Origin of the sequence: Mesorhizobium sp. WSM4904 (genome assembly GCF_029674545.1) — a bacterium.
Lineage (GTDB): Bacteria > Pseudomonadota > Alphaproteobacteria > Rhizobiales > Rhizobiaceae > Mesorhizobium.
Genome location: NZ_CP121354.1, coordinates 700,951 through 718,014, shown reverse-complemented (window position 1 = coordinate 718,014; position 17,064 = coordinate 700,951). Strand labels below are relative to the sequence as shown.

Sequence of the window (17,064 nt, the reverse complement as noted above, 5' to 3'; positions counted from 1 at the left end):
CCTGTTTTGAAATCGCGCGGACCCTATGTGAAGCCTGGATGAGGGTCAATCGCGGCTGCGTCACGGGACGGCGCAAGTAAAGGATTTGGAACGGTGGACTCAATGACACCCATGGAAAAGGCGGGCTGGACGCCGCTGCCGCATTCGGACGAGGATCTGGAGCGGTCGAAGAGCGTGCCGGACACGCCGCAGACGCGGGCCGAAACCTATCGTCTGGCCTGGAACGATCCCGACTTCATGACGCGGCGCGAATTGCGCCCGGTTCGCCTGCAGCTCGAGCTGCTGAAGCCCGAGATGATCCTTGCCGAGCGCGGCATCCGTTCTACGGTCATCCTGTTCGGCGGGGCGAGGCTGCCGGAGCCGGGCGGCGTCGCCTGGGCGGCGAAGAACGAGACGCAGAAGAAGAACCTCGAGCTGAACAGCAAATATTACGAAGAGGCGCGCAAGTTCGCCCGGCTGTGCTCGCAGCAGTCGGCCACGTCCTACTATCGCGAGTTCGTCGTCGTCACCGGCGGCGGACCTGGCGTCATGGAAGCCGGAAACCGCGGCGCCGACGATGTCGGCGCGCCGTCGATCGGCCTCAACATCGTGTTGCCGCACGAGCAGGCGCCGAACGCCTATGTGACGCCGGAGCTCTGCTTCAACTTCCACTATTTCGCCATCCGCAAGATGCATTTCGTCATGCGCGCCAAGGCGGTCGCCGTGTTCCCGGGCGGCTTCGGCACGATGGACGAATTCTTCGAGACGCTGACGCTGATCCAGACCGGCCGCATGGAGCGCGTGCCGGTGATCCTGTTCGGCAAGGCGTTCTGGCAACGGGCGATCGACCTCGATTTCCTTGCCGAGCAGGGCACCATCTCGCCCGGCGACCAGGACATCATCGATTTCGTCGACACCGCCGACGAAGCCTGGGACATCGTCCGCCGCTTTTACAGTCTTTGAAGGTGCTGCTCGCTATTGCAGCTCGGCCAGCCAGCCGTTCGAATGCGCGAAGCGCACGATGGCGGCGCGGGAGTGGAGCTCCAGCTTGTCGGTTGCCCGGGTCCGGTAGGTTTCGATCGTCTTGATGCTGAGGTTGAGCCGCGAGGATATTTCCTTGTTGCTGTAGCCGAGGGCAACCAGCTGGATCACCGATCGCTCCCGCTCGCTGAGATTGCCGGGGTCGCATTGCGTGCCGTGGCGGGGGCTCAGGATGCGCGCGGCAAGTGCCGGATCGACATAATTGTCGCCGGCCAGCACGCATCGGATGGCCTGCAGCAGATCCGTCGCGGTCGAACGTTTGACCACGAAACCGCGCGCCCCGGCCGCCAGCACCTGGCGCAGGCAGCCGGGGTCCTCATGCGCGGTCAGCGCTATGCAGCCGATCTCGGGAAACCGCTCGACGAGCCGCTCGATCAGCGTGACCCCGTTGACGCCGGGAAGCGAGATATCGACCACGGCGACGTCGGGAAGAGCTCTGCCGATGCCTTCGAGGGCCTCGTCGGCATTCGCCGCCAGTCCGACGATCGTCAGATCGTCCTGGCTGTTGATCATCGCGCCGACACCGGACAGGATGATCGGATGGTCATCGACCACGAATATGCGCCTGCAGCACACCTTTAACCTCCATCAGTCTGTCAAAGGCCCCGCCGCGTGGAGGGGTCCTCTTTGTCCTTGATGGTCTAGGCAACTGCCCCGCCTGGCGCGGGACGCCCGTCTGTCTCAGCAGGCCTGAACGGCCGCAACGGGTAAAGCCATCCCCCGCCTAACCCCATGAGTCGGATTGTAAGCCTCGGCCGACACTTTCGGATGTGGAACGCTTCACTTAGAGCAATTACCGGAAAGAGGTGTCCTGAACGGCACGAAAAACAAATAGTTAGAGCGGATGGCCGGTTTCTGTCCAAACGCCGAACCGGTCAGCCGGTCGCCGAGCCGGAACCGGCATTCTTGTCCGATGATGTCGCGGGGAGGAGGGTGCCGGCGTTAAGCCGTTTATCCGGGTCAGCCGGTCAAAAGCACATCGGCATAGATTGCGGTCCCCTTGCCCTTGGCGGTTTCGACCGTCAGCTCGCCCCCGATCAAGGCAAGGCGCTCTTTCATCCCGGCAAGTCCCAAATGCTGAGAGCCGGGTGCGACATCGGCGTCGAAACCATGGCCATTGTCCTCGACGGCCAGCCGCAGCCTGTTGCCCCGAATGTGGGCCGTCACGCTGACCCGGCTCGGCTTGGCGTGCTTGCCGATGTTGGTGAGGGCCTCCTGCGCGATGCGATAGAGCGTCAGGCCGATTTCGGGCTCGAGCGGCCTCGACAGGGCTTCCAGATCGACGTCGCATGGGATGCCGAGCTGAGCGCACAGCATGCCGGCCAGATCCTCGATCGAGGTGCGAAGCCCCAGGCGTTCGAGATCAGCGGGCCGCAGGCTCCAGGCGGCATCGTGCACCCTGGCGCTCAACTGGTCGATTAGCTGGGCCGCGCGCGCGAGGCGGGCATCGAGTTCCGCGGAGTCCGCGCGTACGTTGTGCAGTTCCAGCGCCACGCTTGCCAGCATCTGGCCGAGATCGTCGTGCAGCTCGCGCGACAGGCGCAGGCGCTGTTCCTCCTGCACGGCAACCAGGTGCCGCGCCAATTTCCGGCGCCGGGCCTTGTCGTCCCGAGCCCTGTCGTCCTTGCCTGTAGCGATACCCGCCCGCATCAACCTTCTCTTCTTTTTGCCGTCGTGTGGGTCGCAAGCCGTCCACGGGTCGGCGAGAAAAGGCATGAGTATCCGAGCAATATACACCCGCCATATGCCTTTATGCTTGTCAGTTTTTTCCCGATGGCTTCGACTTTTCCCGACAAGGGCATCGGCTGAAAAACCGACAGCCCATGCCGATCAGCCCTAATGTTTCGGCGTCATTTCTGCCGGCATCCTTGTTGTGTCGTCTCGGTCATCTTCGTGCCGGCCGAGATCTTCAACACCACAACCAAGGAGAACGTCATGAAAAGCATCATCCTGGCCGCGGCTATCCTGTCGGCTCTGACAGTTTCGGCATCCGCACTGTCGATCGGTAGCGGCAACGGCAACGGCAACGGCAACGTCGGGGTCGGCAACGGCAACGGAAACGGCAATGCCAACACCGGCGCCTTCAACGGCAACTTCAACGGCAACGGCAATTTCGGCATCGGCAACGGCAACGGAAACGGCAATGCCAACCTCGGCGCCTTCAACGGCAACTTCAACGGAAACCTCAATGCCGGCGTCGCCAACGGCAACGGGAACGGCAACGGTAACTTCGGCCTCGGCAACGGCAACCTGAACGGCAACGGCAACTTCGGCTTCGGCAACGGCAATGCCAACGGTAACGGCAACTGGGGCATGGGCAACGGCAACGGCAACGGCAACGCCAACCAGTAGCGTCGCAAACCGTCGGCATCGAAAGACGCTGACGCTTCTGGGACCGCCGAGCCTCGCGCCCGTCCCCCACGCCAGGCTATCGCCGGCGGTCCCAGTCCTTTCTCAAGCAGGAAGCCTTTTTCAAAAGCAGAGCCATGGAAGGAATTCGCTCATGAAACCGAGCGTCATATCAGCACTGTGCCTTGGCCTTCTGAGCGCGACCGCCGCGAAGGCCGCCGAGACCGGCAGCCAGGCCTTCAGCACATCCCGGATCGCGCAAACCGCCGGTCAGTATGGCCACTACATCGGCTCAGATGTCAGGAGCATGGACCCGCTCGGCAGCCTGGGCGGCAATGCCGGCTACAACAACACCGGCAGCGGCAATATCGGCGCCTTCAACAGCGGGACCGGCAATGTCGGCGCGTTCAACGGCAACAACAACACCTCCTCGACCAGCGGAAACCACAATATCGGAGCCTTCAACGGCAACGGCAACACCGGCGAATACGACGGCAACGCCAATGTCGGCGCCTTCAACGGCAACTTCAACGGCGGCTCTTTCAACGGAAACAGCAACGTCGGCGCCTTCAACGGCAATTTCAACGGCCGGGGAAACCGCTGATGGCCAGGCTCGGGCCACTCGCTTCGGTCCGGCGCGGCACTCGCCAGGCGACCGCGAGGCTGTTCGATGGGAACGGCATCGCGGTTTGCACGCTGCTTGCCGCGATCGTGGTTGCCGACGCCTCGACGGTGGTCAGGATCGCCGATCTTCCCATCGGCCGCCGCGATGTTGCGATTGCCGGCCTGGGTAACGCCGATGGCTCAAACGGCAACTGGAACACCGGAAACTTCAACGGCAACGGCAATCGCGGCAGCTTCAACGGCAATGGCAATGCAGGCAATTTCAACGGCAACGGAAGTGCCGGCAGCTTCAACGGCAACGCCAATTGCGGCAGCGGCTTCGGCAACGGGTTCTCGTCCGACGGCAACGGCAACGGCAAGCGCCAGGCCGTACCCGACTGGTGCCGGTTCCTGAAAAACCTGAACGGCCAACCAGGGCTGCCGCCCGGTACGGTCCCCGACTTCGACTAGGCCCTCGATGCAGGGATTTTGAAACGTGAAGAGCTTGTCGGCGGGTAAGGTTTCATCGTTCGCTTCGAGCCATGGCAGACGTTTGGAATTGGCTGAAGCCTCCCAACGTCGTCATCCCAGGGCGAAGCAGGCGCGAAGCTCCGTCGCGGAGACCCTGGGATCCATGCCGCTACCCCGTGCGAAGGGTGCAGCGAAGCAGAATTCTGCACCGTCGCAACGTCTTGACGTGACGGCATGGGATCCTGGGGTCTGCGCCGCGTCGGTTCGCTCCTTGCTCCGCCCCAGGATGACGAAGCGGTCGGCGTTTAGGCCAATCTCCAAGGCATGCGATACGTCAGCAATCTGGGGTTGGTTCAGGCGGTGACGTCGACGATCGCCGTCAGGAAGCCGGCGAGGTCGTCGGTGACGAAATCCACGTCGTCCTCATTTGCCGGATCGCGCTCCCAGATCTCCGAGAAGGTCGGCTCGAAATTGCGCGGCACGACCAGCACCGTCGTCATGCCGAGCGATTTCGGCACCGAGAGGTTGCGCGCCAGATCCTCGAACATCACCGCGTTGTGGCCGGTGACGGAATGCAGCGCCGCGAACCGTTCGTACGTCTGGCGCGCCGGCTTGGGGTTGAGGCCGGCCGCGACGATGTCGAAAATGTCGTCGAAATGGTCCAATACGCCGAGCTGGCGCGCGGCGCGCTCGGCATGCCGGCGGTCGCCATTGGTGAAGATGAATTTGCGGCCGGGAAGCTGGCGAATCGCGGCGCCCAGCACCGGATCGGGCACCAGCCAGGAATAGTCGATGTCGTGCACCTTCTCGAGGAAGTCGTCCGGGTCGATGCCGTGGCGCGCCATCAGCCCGTTCAGCGTCGTGCCATACTCCTGGTAGAGCTCTTTCTGCAGCTTGCGCGCGTCCTCGCGCGACAGCGTCAGCAGCTCGCCGACATAAGCGGTCATCTTCACGTCGATCTGCGCGAACAGATTCGAATGATGCGGGTAGAGCGTGTTGTCGAGGTCGAACACCCAATCCGTGACATGGGCAAATCGCGAGGGGTCGGGTGTCGTTGTCATGCCTTCCTTATGGCATGCTGGCGCGGACTTTATCCACAACTTCCGCGCGTCTTGCGTCGTGAAAATGGCGGCTCGCTTCAAATTTTAACCGTCCCGGAAAGGTCGCCTTCAGCGCTTGCTGGCACAGAGGCATTCCGTGGGGAGTCAGCGATGAGTCGTATAATTTTGAAGTCCGCAGTCGTCGCCTTCGCCTCGGTCGCCGTCTCGCTCTTGCTGACGCTGGTTGTGGTCCCGGCCATGGGCTTTCCGGTCAGCCGCACCGTCTGGCTGACGGCCACGGTCTGCCCTTTGATGCTCGCCTGGATCGCCAGCGCCGGCACCTTCTGGCAAAGCGACCGTCTGAAGAACGCGCATCGCGAGCTTGCCCGCGCGCATGCGCAGCTCGCCGCCGCCCACAGGCGCCTGTCCGAGAAGGCAAGTCGCGACGACATGACCGGCATGCTCAACCGCGAGACCTTCTTCGCCGCGCTCGACGGTTCCCGCCGCAAGGCCGATCGCGGCGCGCTGCTGATCATCGACGCCGATCACTTCAAGACCATCAACGACAATTACGGTCACCTGACCGGCGACGACGCGCTGCTTTTGATTGCCAGCGCCATCGAGCGTGGCGTGCGCGGCGGCGATGTGCTCGGCCGCATCGGCGGCGAGGAATTCGCCGCCTTCCTTGTCGGCGCCACCGAGCCGGAAGCGAGGCGCGTGGCCGAGCGCATCCGCCGCGAGGTCGAGCTGATCCGCTTCCGTCCCGTCGATGAGCGGACCGTGCCGTTGACCGTCTCGATCGGCGGCATCACCTGCGGCGAGAGCGCCACCGTGTCGGAGCTGATGCGCGCCGCCGACCGCAGGCTCTACGAGGCCAAGCATCGCGGCCGCAACCTGTCCATTCTCGATCGCGACATTTCGGAAGCCGCATGAAGCGGTTCCGCGCGCGCCGAGCGGAGCAACGAGGCGTTAGCGAAGTCCTAACCCTTTCCAGATTCAACCGCCGCGATCACGTGGTTGTAACCGGGTTTTCACCTGGACCTGGCACGAAATTAGCCTCTGCGGCGGCATGTGTGCCGTCCGAGGACGGCGTGCGTGTATCGAGCCCCATCGAGAGACGTGTCATGAGCCATTTCATGAGAAAGATGTCGCGCCGCGCGATCGTGCAGGCGCTGATCGCGTTGTCCGCGCTGTCGCTGTTCCGCAACCAGCCTGCTGCCGGCCCTGACGAGATCGTCCGCGATGAAATCATAGAGATCAATGGCTGGATCCTGAGGCGGAGCGACCTCGCATGATCTTCGACAGTTACGAGGCCTATAAGCAGGCGGGCTTCAAGCCCAGGGCCTGCATCCTTGGCTCCGGCCCCGCCGGCACCACGATCGCCAGGAAACTGGGCGCCGCCGGCATTCCGGTGGTCGTCCTGGAGGCCGGCTCGCGCGAGTTCGGCGATGAATCCCAGGATTTCTATCGCGGCACCACGGTCGGCGACTACTATTTCGATCTCGACATCACCCGTCTGCGCTTCATGGGCGGCTCTTCCAACCATTGGGCCGGCTGGTGCCGTGTGCTCGACAAACGGGATTTCGAGCCCAAGGCTTGGGCACCGGACACCGGCTGGCCGATCGGCCGCACCGATATCGAGCCCTATCTGCGGGAAGCCCAAGACATTCTCGAACTGCCCGATTTCCGGCCGGATGTGCCGATTTCGGACGACATCCGCTGGGTGCAGCTGATCAAGAGCCCGGCAGTGCGCTTCGGCGAGAAATTCGCCGACGAGCTCGACCGGAGCAAGAACATCGCCGTCGTGCTCAATACCTACGCAACCGAGCTCGCCGGCGACGGCAGGCGCGTCACCGGCGTCAGATTGTGGTCGAACGGCCAGGACGCCGGCGCCTTCGCGGCGGACTACTTCATCATCTGCACCGGCGGGCTGGAGAACTCCAGGCTGCTTTTGTGGTCGAATCAGCGCTCGAATGGCGGCGTCGTGCCGAATGCCGCCGCGCTCGGCCGCTACTGGATGGAGCATCCGACCTTCCAGGGCGGCAACGCCATCCTCGCCAACTACGACGAGTTCGAGGTCGACGCCTCGAACGAAGCTTTCTTTTCGCCGACGCTTGCCGCGATGGAGCGGCTGCAGATCCTGAATTTCGGCATCCGCCTGATCGAGTCGCCTTATCCCCACGTCAAGCGGCTGATCGCCGATCTCGCCTGCACCGCGCCCAATATGGCGGAGTGGATGTCCGATCAACTCGGCCAGCGCCTGCGCTGTGCCGCCCAGCTCTACGTTGCCTGGGAACAGGCGCCGCTCGCCTCGAACCGGATCGAGCTGTCGAAGACCGATGTCGACCACGCCGGCGTGCCGCGCATCGAACTGCGCTGGAAGAAGTCGCCGCTTGAGCGCCGCACGCTGCTCGAAGGCCTGAGGCTTTTCGGCGCGACCTTGGCGCAGAAGAATCTCGGCCGCGTGCGCATCGCTGACTGGATCGGCAATGGCGGCGACTACCCGACGGATGAGGAGACGGCGGGGAACCATCATATGGGCGGCACCCGGATGGGCACCGATGTCTCGAAGAGTGTCGTCGACGCCAACTGCAAGGTCCATGGCATGGACAACCTCTATGTCGGCGGCTCCTCGGTGTTCTGCACCTCCGGACAGTGCAACCCGACGACCACCATCACCGCGCTCGCCTGCCGGCTGGGCGACCACCTTGGCAAGGTGATCAGGGGCGGCGCCGGGACATCGAACGGCGGCCGGCGCCGCCATGGCGGGGAGATTGTGAGCTCGCTATAGCCCGTATACGGCGACGCGCACCAGCACGGCCGCGGCGGCAAGTGCTACCAGCAGGATGCCAAGCCCGATGGGCGAGCCCCAGCCGTACCATTCCATCGCCAGCTTGGCGTATCTGTATTCCTCCTCGTTCGAGAGAGGGGTGCGCTGTTGAATCAGGCTCATTGTTCACTCCTTGTTGGCGACTTTGCCCTTGCCTTGCAAAGGGTGACGTCGCATATTGATACGATGGTCTTAATGTTAGACAGATTAATAGTTAGATGGTCGAAACAAACCCGTCAAGCACGAATCGCGCGGAAATGACAAAGGCCGTCAGCCTCGCCGTCATGCGCTGGCAGGACGCGACGCAGGCCTATGACGAGGCGGTAGGCGCGCGGCTCGGGCTGATCGCGGCCGAGCGGCATTGCCTGGGCCTGCTCTATGGCGGCCCGCAGTCGGCGGGCGCCGTAGCCGCGGCAACGGGACTCACGCCGGCGGCCGTCACCGCATTGATCGATCGGCTGGAGGCGCGCGGGCTTGTCACTCGAACCCGCAGCCTGGAGGACAGGCGCAAGGTGGTGATCGAGGCGACCGAGCTGACCAGAGAGCTGTCGGAGCGCTATTATGGCGCCATAGCGCGGGAGGGCGAAAAGGTGGTGGCGAGCTTCAGCGACGCCGAGCTGGCTGCCGTGCTGCGCTTCATCAACGCCGCGCTCGACCTGCAGAGCGAGCAACTGGCGAGGCTCAAGGCTGAGCCGGTCGCTGCCGGCTGAGAAAGCAGCGACTGAGGAAGCGCCTTCCGGATAAACCCAGAGCGGTTCAGCCGCCTTGCCGGCGGCGAACCGCTCTGACGGCCGGCTGGGCGAAAGCCGGATCTTGAAGCGCGCCGCGCCGAGCGGTTTCAGGCGCCGCGCCTTTGTTTCGATGCCTAAACCGTCGCCGGGTCGAGCGCCGGCTGGCCCTTGAAGCGCGTCACGATATCGGCGAGCGCATCGCTGGCGAAGGCGTCGCGCAGCGCATCGAAGGACGGCAGCACGAAATAGGCGCGCTGGAACTTGTCGATCTCGTAGCCGGTGCGCATCACCGTCTCGAGGTCGAACGGCACGTGGTGGGCATCCTTGCTTTCGACCGCGAACTGCAGCTCGGTGAAGGACGACATCAGCCCGGCGCCGAATGCCTTCAGCGGCTGTCCCGGTTCCTGGATGAGGCCGTATTCGGCGCTGTACCAGTAGAGCCGTGTGATCATCTCGTCGCCGCCGAGCGCAATCAGATCCTCGGCCTTCTCGCCATACATCTGCATGAAGTCGGCGAACACCGGCTGGGTCAGGATCGGCACATGGCCGAAGAAGTCGTGGAACATGTCCGGCTCGACGATGTAGTCCAGTTCCTTGCGGGTCCGCAGCCAGTTGGTGACCGGGAAGCGCCGGTTGGCCAGGTGATCGAAAAACGGGCCGGCGGGGATCAGGCCCGGCACCGCCACGATCTTCCAGCCGGTCAGCTTGCGCAGCGTCTCGCTGACGGCGTCGAAATCCGGAATTTTGTCGAGCAGGCCAAGCGCCGCGACGCCGTCGAGATAGGAACGGTGCGCAAGCCTCTGCGTCAGCTTCGTCTGGCGGTCGCAGAGCGTGCGCCACACCGCCTGCTCCTCGGCCGAATAATTGTAATCCTGCGCAACGGTGAAATCGGCGCGGCAGACCGAATAGTCGCCGCGCAGGCCCTGCGCCGCGCAGTCGCGGGCATAGTCGGCAACGCTGATCGTCATGTCTTCCTCCTCAAAATCATGATCCGCGGACGGTCACCTAATGGTAGCCAAGGCCTGTGAGGCAATTCAGCCTCATTTGTGGCCTGACGAGCGATTTTGAGGTAAACTTGGCTTTGAAACGTGCAGATGGGAGTGAAAATGCCTCAGTTGGATGAGTTCGAGATAAAGATGCTCGACATCCTGCAGCGTGATGGGCGCAAGCCGGTGTCGGAGCTGGCGCAGGAGATCGGCCTGTCGACCACGCCTTGCGCGCGCCGCTTCGAAGCGCTGCAAGGCGCCAGCATCATCAAGGGTTTTGCCGCCGTGCTCAGCCGCCGCGCCGTCGGCTTGATGGTCGAGGTGTTCATCCAGGTGCGGCTGGTGAGCCACAGCGACGGTTCGCCGGAGAGCTTCATCGCCGCGGTGCAGCGCATGGACGAGGTCTCGTCCTGCTGGACGATGACCGGCGACCACGATTTCCTGCTGCATGTCATGGTGCCGTCGGTGGACGATCTCAACGCCTTCGTCATGCACCGGCTGATGCGGCTCCCCGGCGTGCGCGACGTTCACACCCAGCTCGTGCTGCAGAACATCAAAGGCCCCGGCCACGTGCCGCTCAGCCATCTGCGACGGTGACTGTTCCAGCATCGGGGCGGTCAATTCGACGGCAAATGGAATGGGGCCGGACAAGCGTTAAGGTAAAGACATGTTCGGAGATTGGCGGGAGCCCCATTGTTGCGAGATACTGCCCTTGCAGATGGGAGGAAAGCATGATTCTGAACTGGCTCGTAACGCCAGGCTGCCGTGTGGAATCCTTGCCGGGTCGTCGTGTCGGAGCGATCGCGCGATGCGTTTACCGCCGGTTAGCAACATTAGTGTTTCATAATAGGTCAGGCTTGCCTTCGTCCTCGCGCGAGGACTTGACGCTCGCGCGCAGGATGATCGCCAAGGAGCACTGAATGCAACTGACGGAGGATGTGGCACAGAGGGTCACCGAAGCGATTTCACGCCCCTCGTGGAAATCGGCTGACCCGATACTTTTTGCGATGCTCCTGCAGAAGAACGCGGATCAGAATCGCAAGGTCGTGCGCTGGGGCATAGCGGCGGCGGTGTTGAGCTATATCTCCTACGGCGCCTTCGACTTGTTTCTTTTCCCGGACGTCGCCGACCGTTTGATCCTGACGCGCCTGTCGTTGGGATTGACCTTCCTGGTGCTTGTCGAACTCGTCGCCCGACACAGTCGGGCCATCACCACCCTGCACTACGTTGCTGCCCTGGCGATCGTGACGGGCGCCATCGGATGGCTGCTGTCGGCGCTAGGCACCGCATATCAGGAGGCGCTGTCCCACTTCATCATCTTCGGCACGGTGTTCATTCTCGGCGCCAACCTGTTCTTCAATTTCCGGTTATGGCTCTCGGCGCTGTCGTCCGCGACGGTGACGGTCGCCTTCGTCGGCGCCACACTGTTCTACCTTCATGCCGGCTTTGCCACACGCCTGGTGCTTTCGACCTATTTCGCGAATTGCCTCGTTTTGTCGCTTTATCTTTCATGGCGTCTCGCCATGGAGCGGTACCAGACCTTCCTGCATGCGCTTCAGGCGCAGATCCAGGAGCAGGTCGCCATCGAGAACGGTCAGAAGCTCATCGAGATCGCCGATACGGACCCGCTTACCGGGCTCAAGAACCGCAGGGCGATCACGCGGGAATTCGCGGAACTGTGCAAGGAATGGGCCACGGACAATGACGAAATAGGCGTCATTCTCATGGATGTGGACTACTTCAAGCGGTTCAATGACCGGCTCGGCCATCAAGCCGGCGACGACTGCCTTATCGAACTTGCCCGCGCCTTCGACGAAACGGCGGCGGCCAACCACGCCATCGCGGGACGTTATGGCGGCGAGGAATTCGTCGTGCTCTGCAAGGTCGCCGGACGGGATCATCTTCGCGACGTCACGCACCAATTCTGCCGGGCTGTCGAAGATCTGAAGATCTCGCATCCCGATCGGGACGACAAGCTCAACATCGTCACCATCAGCGCAGGCGCCTCGTTGACGCGCGCGGATCACAGCATAGAGCTTCGGATACTGCTGCAAGAGGCCGACCGCGCGCTCTATGCGTCGAAATTCTCAGGCCGCGCCACCCTCACGATCTACGACGCGCAGGCCACCGACCAGAAGCGCGCCAGCCAGAATCTCTCGGAGCTGCTCAAGCACGCCGTTTCGGAACGACTGGTCTCCGTCGTTTACCAGCCGATCTGCGATGCGACGACCGGCCAGGTGCTTGGCCATGAGTCGTTGATGCGGCTGCGCGACTTCGACGGCAGCATGATCAGCCCATCCGTCTTCATACCCGTCGCCGAGCAGACCGGCGGGATCGAGGAACTCGGAATGTGGCTGATCGATCGGGCCTGCGGCGACATGGTCGAGCACGGATTGGGATCGGTCGTGTCCGCGAACGTGTCGGTCGTCCAGCTCAAGGCTCCGAATTTTCCGCTGCACATCACCGAGATCCTTGGCCGGCACGGCATGGCGCCCCAGAAGCTGGCGCTCGAAGTGACCGAAGGCAGCGATATTTTCCTTGAGGCGCAGGCCGCCAGAAATATCGAGCAGTTGCGGAACCTGGGGGTTCAAATCTGGCTGGACGATTTTGGAACCGGTTTTGCCGGTCTGGCCTGGCTACGTCGGTTCAAGTTCGACGTCGTCAAGATCGACCGCAGCTTCTTGCATGACTGCCAGACGATTCGAGGCCTGAGCCTGTTGCAGGACATGGTCAGGCTTCTGCGCAATCTGGGCCACACGGTGCTTGTCGAGGGCGTCGAGACGAAGGAGCAGCAGAGTTTGCTGCAGCACATGGGCATTCAGTCGGTTCAGGGCTTCCTTACCGGCCGCCCGGTTCCGATCGAAGAGATCAAGCAGGCCAGGCGGGAGCTCGTCGCCTGAAGCATGTCTCCCCGAAAGGCCGGAAACCGGTCTCGGGGCAAAGACATGCGTAAAAATCAAAACCCAAAGCGCATGAAATGCTCTGGGCGCCATCCCTCGGCAAACAGGATTGGGCGCGCGCCAGCACTCCATGAAAAAGTCGGGCCGCTTTGCGGCCCGACCTGGAAATCGAAATGGATCCTTGAAGGCAGCTCCGCTGCCGCCTATGCCGACGCCCGGGTGCCCCCGCGCTTGCGGATCCTGCCGTAAACGATGTTCCTGTTGGATCCGTAGTAGACCTCGGCATCGACATGGTTCTTGTCCACCGCGGCGTTGATGATGTCCCACATGTCGCCCGCCGAACGCAGGATGAGCGGCCAGTCCATGAAGGTCTCCATGTAGCCGTCGGTCGTGATCTCGTCGCTGAAATTGGCGAAGAGGAATTCCCCGTCCGGCTTGACCAGTTCCATGGCTCTCTGAAGCAGACGGGCGCCGACGGGGAGCGGCAGGTAGTCGTACAGGCCGGACGCATAGACGAGATCGAACGTGCCAAGCGGGTAGGCACGCCGCAAAAGACCGCGCACGGATCCGTCCATGGCCTCCACGGCGGTGCCGGCGAGGTCTCGGTTGACCGTGCCGACGCTGACCGGGTCCTGGTCGAGACCGATCCAGCGCTTCAATCTCTTTTCCGCGAGCGCCTTTGAGAGTTCGGCCTCCCGCAAATGGCCGCAGGCGATTGCCAGCACCTCGGCATTTTCCGCCCGCGCGGCCGTTTCATCGACCGTTCTAGCCAGTATCTCGCGACGCTCGCGCCCTGCCACAGAACTCGCCGCCTCGCTCGTATAGGCAAAGATCTCGCGGCCGAGCTGGCTCGACGAAGCGACGATCTCGTTGGCGCTCGGATGCTTGTAGTAGATGTCCAGCAGTGTCGCGTCGCCCGAATAGCCGCGCGGTTTTTCGAAGGACCAGCGCGTGAACGGATCCTGCTTCAGATAGTCCGCCACACGGTGCTGCTGAGCGAGCGGGATCAGTTCCTGCCACACAGCGGGGGCGACATCGCGGCGCAATTCATGCAATCGACCGGCCAGGCGTTCGACGATTTGCCCCGCCGGCTCCTGGCGCGCGAAGGCCTGGTGGGCGAGGTCCAGCACAAGGGCAAGCTGGGCCGCCCGCGCCTTGAGCTCGACGGCGTCGACCGTCTCCGCGGACGCGGCCTTGTGCTTCTTGATCAACGTCGATGTGATGAGGCTTGCTTCATCAATTTTCAAATCAGGATTCAACGCCATATGGGCATTCCTTGTGGTCCCCCACCGACAATTTATAGATGCATATAAAGATGCATAGAGGTTTAATAAAAGTTTAGGATAAACTGTATTAGGTAATGCTAATGTACTTGTCTCCGAAGGTTTGAGCCGCCGAAAGCCGCGGCGCGATCAACGTGCGGAATGCGTGCCACCACCTCGATGCCGGCTGCGCTTTGGGCGCTTTGAGGGCACGCCCGTCAAATCTGTTGGAAAGCTGCATCGAAACTGCTGAACCGCGCCAAGGCGGCTTCGACATCGGTGTCTAGCAACGGCGGACCGACAAGGAGGTCCGCCATGAACATCGTGTTGATCAACCCGCCGCATACGGCCATCGGCAGCCGCGTGCCCGACGATCATCTGCCGCCACTCGGGTTGCTGGCCATCGGCGGTCCGCTGCTCGACGCCGGCCACCCGGTGCGCCTGGTCGACGCCGAATTCGGGCCGATGCCGCTTCCCGCGCTCGTCGATGACGCTTTGAGCGATGATCCGGATCTGATCCTCATCGGCCATTCCGGCTCGACCTCGGCGCATCCGACAGCGCTGCGGATCGCGGCGATGATCAAGGCCCGCGCTCCGGGGGTCATCATCGTCTATGGCGGCGTCTTCCCGACCTATCACTGGCGCGACGTGCTGGCTGCAACCGCCGCCTTTGACTTCATCGTGCGCGGCGAGGGGGAAGCGACCGCGGTGTCACTGGTCGAGGCGCTGGAACGGCGCCGGCCGGTGGCAAGCGTCGCCGGCATCGCCTATCGCGACGATCTCGGCCGCCCTTTCGCCACGCCGCCGGCAGCGACGATCGCCGATCTCGACGCCTGTCGCGTCGGCTGGGAGCTGATCGACCATGGCCGCTACAGCTATTGGGGCGGCAAGCGCGCCGTGGTCATGCAGTTCTCGCGCGGCTGCCCGCATCTGTGCAACTATTGCGGCCAGCGCGGTTTCTGGACCCGCTGGCGCCATCGCGATCCGGTCAGATTCGCCAAGGAAATCGCCTGGCTGCACCGCAAGCATGGTGTCGAGCTGATCAACCTGGCCGACGAGAACCCGACTTCATCGAAGAAGGCCTGGCTCGCCTTTCTCGAAGCCATGATCGCGGAGAACGTGCCGGTGCTGATCGTCGGCTCGACGCGCGCCGACGACATCGTGCGCGACGCCGATATCCTCGATCTCTACCGCAAGGCCGGCGTCATCCGCTGGCTGCTCGGCATGGAGAACACCGACGAGGCGACGCTGTCCCTGATCCGCAAGGGCGGCAGCACCAAGTCCGATCGCGAGGCGATCCGGCTGCTCAGGCAGCACGGCATCCTGTCGATGGCGACCTGGGTCGCCGGCTTCGAGGACGAAGGCTTGCGCGATCTCTGGCGCGGCTTTCGCCAGCTCATCGCCTATGATCCCGACCAGATCCAGGCGCTCTATGTAACGCCGCACCGCTGGACGCCGTTCTTCCGCATCGCCAAGGATCGCAAGGTGATCCAGAAGGACGTCCGCCTCTGGGATTACAAGCACCAGGTCCTGCATATGACGCGGTTGAAACCCTGGATGCTGTTCTTCGCCGTCAAGCTGATCGAGCTTGCCGTGCAGTCGCGGCCGAAGGCGCTGGCGCGCATCCTGTTCCACCCCGATCCCGAGCAGCGGCATTCGATGCGCTGGTACACGAGGATGGGCCGCCGCGTCTGGTTTCGCGAGGTCTGGGGCTTTCTGGTCCGCGATCGCCGCGTCAAGGACGGGCCGACGCTCGCCGAATTCTGGGGCGCGCCGCAGGACGCCGAGGAGGAATCGATGATCGTCCGGCGCCCGGCGCGCCAGCCGACTGTCTCTGCCATCGAAGGGCGCTCAGCAGCCGAGTGGAGAAGATTAGCCGGCTGACGGTTATGCTAAGGCACGATCAGCGTGCCGGCGCCGTGCTCGGTGAACAGCTCGAGCAGCACCGAATGCGGCGTCTTGCCGTTGAGAATGACGACGCCCTCGACGCCGCGCTCGATCGCCTCGATGCAGGTCTCGACCTTCGGGATCATGCCGCCCGAGATCGTGCCGTCCTTGATCAGCGCCTTGGCCTCGGCCACCGTCAGCTCGTCGATCAGCTTCTTGTTCTTGTCGAGCACGCCGGGCACGTCGGTGAGGAACAAGAGGCGCGAGGCGCGGCAGGCGCCGGCGATCGCGCCGGCAAATGTGTCGGCGTTGATGTTGTAGGTGTGGCCGTCGCGGCCGGGCGCCACCGGTGCCAGCACCGGGATCATCTCGGAACGCGCCAGAAGATCGAGCAGCGTGCGGTCGACCTCGACCGGCTCGCCGACGAAGCCGAGATCCAGCACCCGCTCGATGTTGGAATCCGGATCGATCATGGTCTTGCGCGCCTTTTCGGCGAACACCATGTTGCCGTCCTTGCCGCAGAGGCCGATCGCCCATTCGCCCTCGGCGTTGATCAGCGCCACGATCTCCTTGTTGATCGAGCCGGCCAGCACCATCTCGACGATCTCGACCGTCTTCTGGTCGGTGACGCGCAGGCCGCCCTCGAACTTGGATTCGATGCCCATCTTGTTGAGCATGGCGCCGATCTGCGGCCCGCCGCCATGCACGACGATCGGGTTGACGCCGGACTGCTTCAGCAGCGCGATGTCGCGGGCGAAGGCCTTGCCGAGCTGGTTGTCGCCCATGGCATGGCCGCCATACTTCACCACCACGGTCTTGTTCTCGTAGCGCTGCATATAGGGCAGCGCTCTGGAAAGCAGCGCGGCCTGCATTTCGGCAGTGGCGGCGATGTCCGTCATCGATATGTTCCCGGCTTCTAGGAAAGGACGGCGGCGTCTTAGCGGTAATTGCCGCAGGCCGCAAACGGCTTTGCAGTCACAATTGC

General features: G+C 63.1%; 18 protein-coding genes. 11 read left to right on the top strand and 7 right to left on the bottom strand.

Annotation, left to right across the window (positions count from 1 at the left end; genetic code table 11):
* The first annotated feature begins 102 nt into the window (after nucleotides 1-102).
* Nucleotides 103-942 (top strand): LOG family protein, encoded by an 840-nt coding sequence (locus QAZ47_RS03330; RefSeq protein ID WP_278205558.1) that lies wholly within the window; start codon nucleotides 103-105, stop codon nucleotides 940-942.
* 12 nt (nucleotides 943-954) lie between these two features.
* On the opposite strand, the gene QAZ47_RS03325 is transcribed toward QAZ47_RS03330, so the two are convergent.
* The gene (locus QAZ47_RS03325) at nucleotides 955-1,575 is read right to left on the bottom strand and encodes a response regulator transcription factor (RefSeq protein ID WP_278077485.1); all 621 of its coding nucleotides are present in this window, start codon (nucleotides 1,573-1,575) and stop codon (nucleotides 955-957) included.
* A gap of 405 nt (nucleotides 1,576-1,980) precedes the next feature.
* Nucleotides 1,981-2,670, bottom strand: a complete 690-nt coding sequence (locus tag QAZ47_RS03320; RefSeq protein ID WP_278232501.1) for a sensor histidine kinase — start codon at nucleotides 2,668-2,670, stop codon at nucleotides 1,981-1,983.
* A gap of 285 nt (nucleotides 2,671-2,955) precedes the next feature.
* Here QAZ47_RS03320 and QAZ47_RS03315 point away from each other — a divergent pair, with 285 nt between their 5' ends.
* From QAZ47_RS03315 to QAZ47_RS03305, 3 genes are all read left to right on the top strand, one after another.
* Nucleotides 2,956-3,372 (top strand): hypothetical protein, encoded by a 417-nt coding sequence (locus QAZ47_RS03315; RefSeq protein ID WP_278205555.1) that lies wholly within the window; start codon nucleotides 2,956-2,958, stop codon nucleotides 3,370-3,372.
* Between the two features lie 151 nt (nucleotides 3,373-3,523).
* A complete protein-coding gene (locus QAZ47_RS03310; RefSeq protein WP_278232500.1) occupies nucleotides 3,524-3,973 on the top strand; it encodes a hypothetical protein in 450 nt (149 codons plus the stop codon).
* Nucleotides 3,973-4,443, top strand: coding sequence for a hypothetical protein (locus QAZ47_RS03305; RefSeq protein ID WP_278232499.1), 471 nt, complete (start codon nucleotides 3,973-3,975; stop codon nucleotides 4,441-4,443). Before QAZ47_RS03310 ends, QAZ47_RS03305 begins: the two co-directional genes overlap by 1 nt.
* A 353-nt stretch (nucleotides 4,444-4,796) precedes the next feature.
* Here the strand turns inward: QAZ47_RS03305 and QAZ47_RS03300 are convergent, their stop codons facing one another.
* Nucleotides 4,797-5,504: a pyrimidine 5'-nucleotidase gene (locus QAZ47_RS03300; protein WP_278232498.1), complete on the bottom strand. Its 708-nt coding sequence runs from the start codon at nucleotides 5,502-5,504 to the stop codon at nucleotides 4,797-4,799.
* A 150-nt stretch (nucleotides 5,505-5,654) separates the two neighbouring features.
* Here QAZ47_RS03300 and QAZ47_RS03295 point away from each other — a divergent pair, with 150 nt between their 5' ends.
* From QAZ47_RS03295 to QAZ47_RS03285, 3 genes are all read left to right on the top strand, one after another.
* On the top strand, nucleotides 5,655-6,416 hold the full coding sequence (locus QAZ47_RS03295; RefSeq protein ID WP_278205551.1) for a GGDEF domain-containing protein: 762 nt from the start codon (nucleotides 5,655-5,657) through the stop codon (nucleotides 6,414-6,416).
* Between the two features lie 191 nt (nucleotides 6,417-6,607).
* On the top strand, nucleotides 6,608-6,778 hold the full coding sequence (locus QAZ47_RS03290; RefSeq protein ID WP_278232497.1) for a hypothetical protein: 171 nt from the start codon (nucleotides 6,608-6,610) through the stop codon (nucleotides 6,776-6,778).
* Nucleotides 6,775-8,274, top strand: coding sequence for a GMC family oxidoreductase (locus QAZ47_RS03285; protein WP_278232496.1), 1,500 nt, complete (start codon nucleotides 6,775-6,777; stop codon nucleotides 8,272-8,274). Before QAZ47_RS03290 ends, QAZ47_RS03285 begins: the two co-directional genes overlap by 4 nt.
* Here QAZ47_RS03285 and QAZ47_RS03280 read toward each other — a convergent pair.
* Entirely contained in the window at nucleotides 8,269-8,436 is a 168-nt protein-coding gene (locus QAZ47_RS03280; RefSeq protein ID WP_278077478.1) for a hypothetical protein, read from the bottom strand. The genes QAZ47_RS03285 and QAZ47_RS03280 overlap by 6 nt on opposite strands.
* Before the next feature lie 95 nt (nucleotides 8,437-8,531).
* Between QAZ47_RS03280 and QAZ47_RS03275 the strand changes: the two genes are divergently transcribed.
* Nucleotides 8,532-9,023: a MarR family transcriptional regulator gene (locus QAZ47_RS03275; protein ID WP_278205547.1), complete on the top strand. Its 492-nt coding sequence runs from the start codon at nucleotides 8,532-8,534 to the stop codon at nucleotides 9,021-9,023.
* Nucleotides 9,024-9,178: 155 nt separating this feature from the next.
* Here the strand turns inward: QAZ47_RS03275 and phhA are convergent, their stop codons facing one another.
* Nucleotides 9,179-10,012, bottom strand: a complete 834-nt coding sequence (gene phhA, locus QAZ47_RS03270) for a phenylalanine 4-monooxygenase (RefSeq protein ID WP_278232495.1) — start codon at nucleotides 10,010-10,012, stop codon at nucleotides 9,179-9,181.
* 138 nt (nucleotides 10,013-10,150) lie between these two features.
* Between phhA and QAZ47_RS03265 the strand changes: the two genes are divergently transcribed.
* Entirely contained in the window at nucleotides 10,151-10,627 is a 477-nt protein-coding gene (locus tag QAZ47_RS03265) for an Lrp/AsnC family transcriptional regulator (RefSeq protein ID WP_278232494.1), read from the top strand.
* A 323-nt stretch (nucleotides 10,628-10,950) separates the two neighbouring features.
* A complete protein-coding gene (locus tag QAZ47_RS03260; protein ID WP_278205544.1) occupies nucleotides 10,951-12,930 on the top strand; it encodes a GGDEF and EAL domain-containing protein in 1,980 nt (659 codons plus the stop codon).
* A gap of 203 nt (nucleotides 12,931-13,133) precedes the next feature.
* On the opposite strand, the gene QAZ47_RS03255 is transcribed toward QAZ47_RS03260, so the two are convergent.
* Nucleotides 13,134-14,195, bottom strand: a complete 1,062-nt coding sequence (locus QAZ47_RS03255) for a class I SAM-dependent methyltransferase (protein WP_278232493.1) — start codon at nucleotides 14,193-14,195, stop codon at nucleotides 13,134-13,136.
* A gap of 312 nt (nucleotides 14,196-14,507) precedes the next feature.
* Here QAZ47_RS03255 and bchE point away from each other — a divergent pair, with 312 nt between their 5' ends.
* Nucleotides 14,508-16,076: a magnesium-protoporphyrin IX monomethyl ester anaerobic oxidative cyclase gene (gene bchE, locus QAZ47_RS03250; protein WP_278232492.1), complete on the top strand. Its 1,569-nt coding sequence runs from the start codon at nucleotides 14,508-14,510 to the stop codon at nucleotides 16,074-16,076.
* A gap of 8 nt (nucleotides 16,077-16,084) precedes the next feature.
* Here the strand turns inward: bchE and argB are convergent, their stop codons facing one another.
* Entirely contained in the window at nucleotides 16,085-16,978 is an 894-nt protein-coding gene (gene argB, locus QAZ47_RS03245) for an acetylglutamate kinase (protein ID WP_278232491.1), read from the bottom strand.
* Nucleotides 16,979-17,064 lie beyond the last annotated feature (86 nt).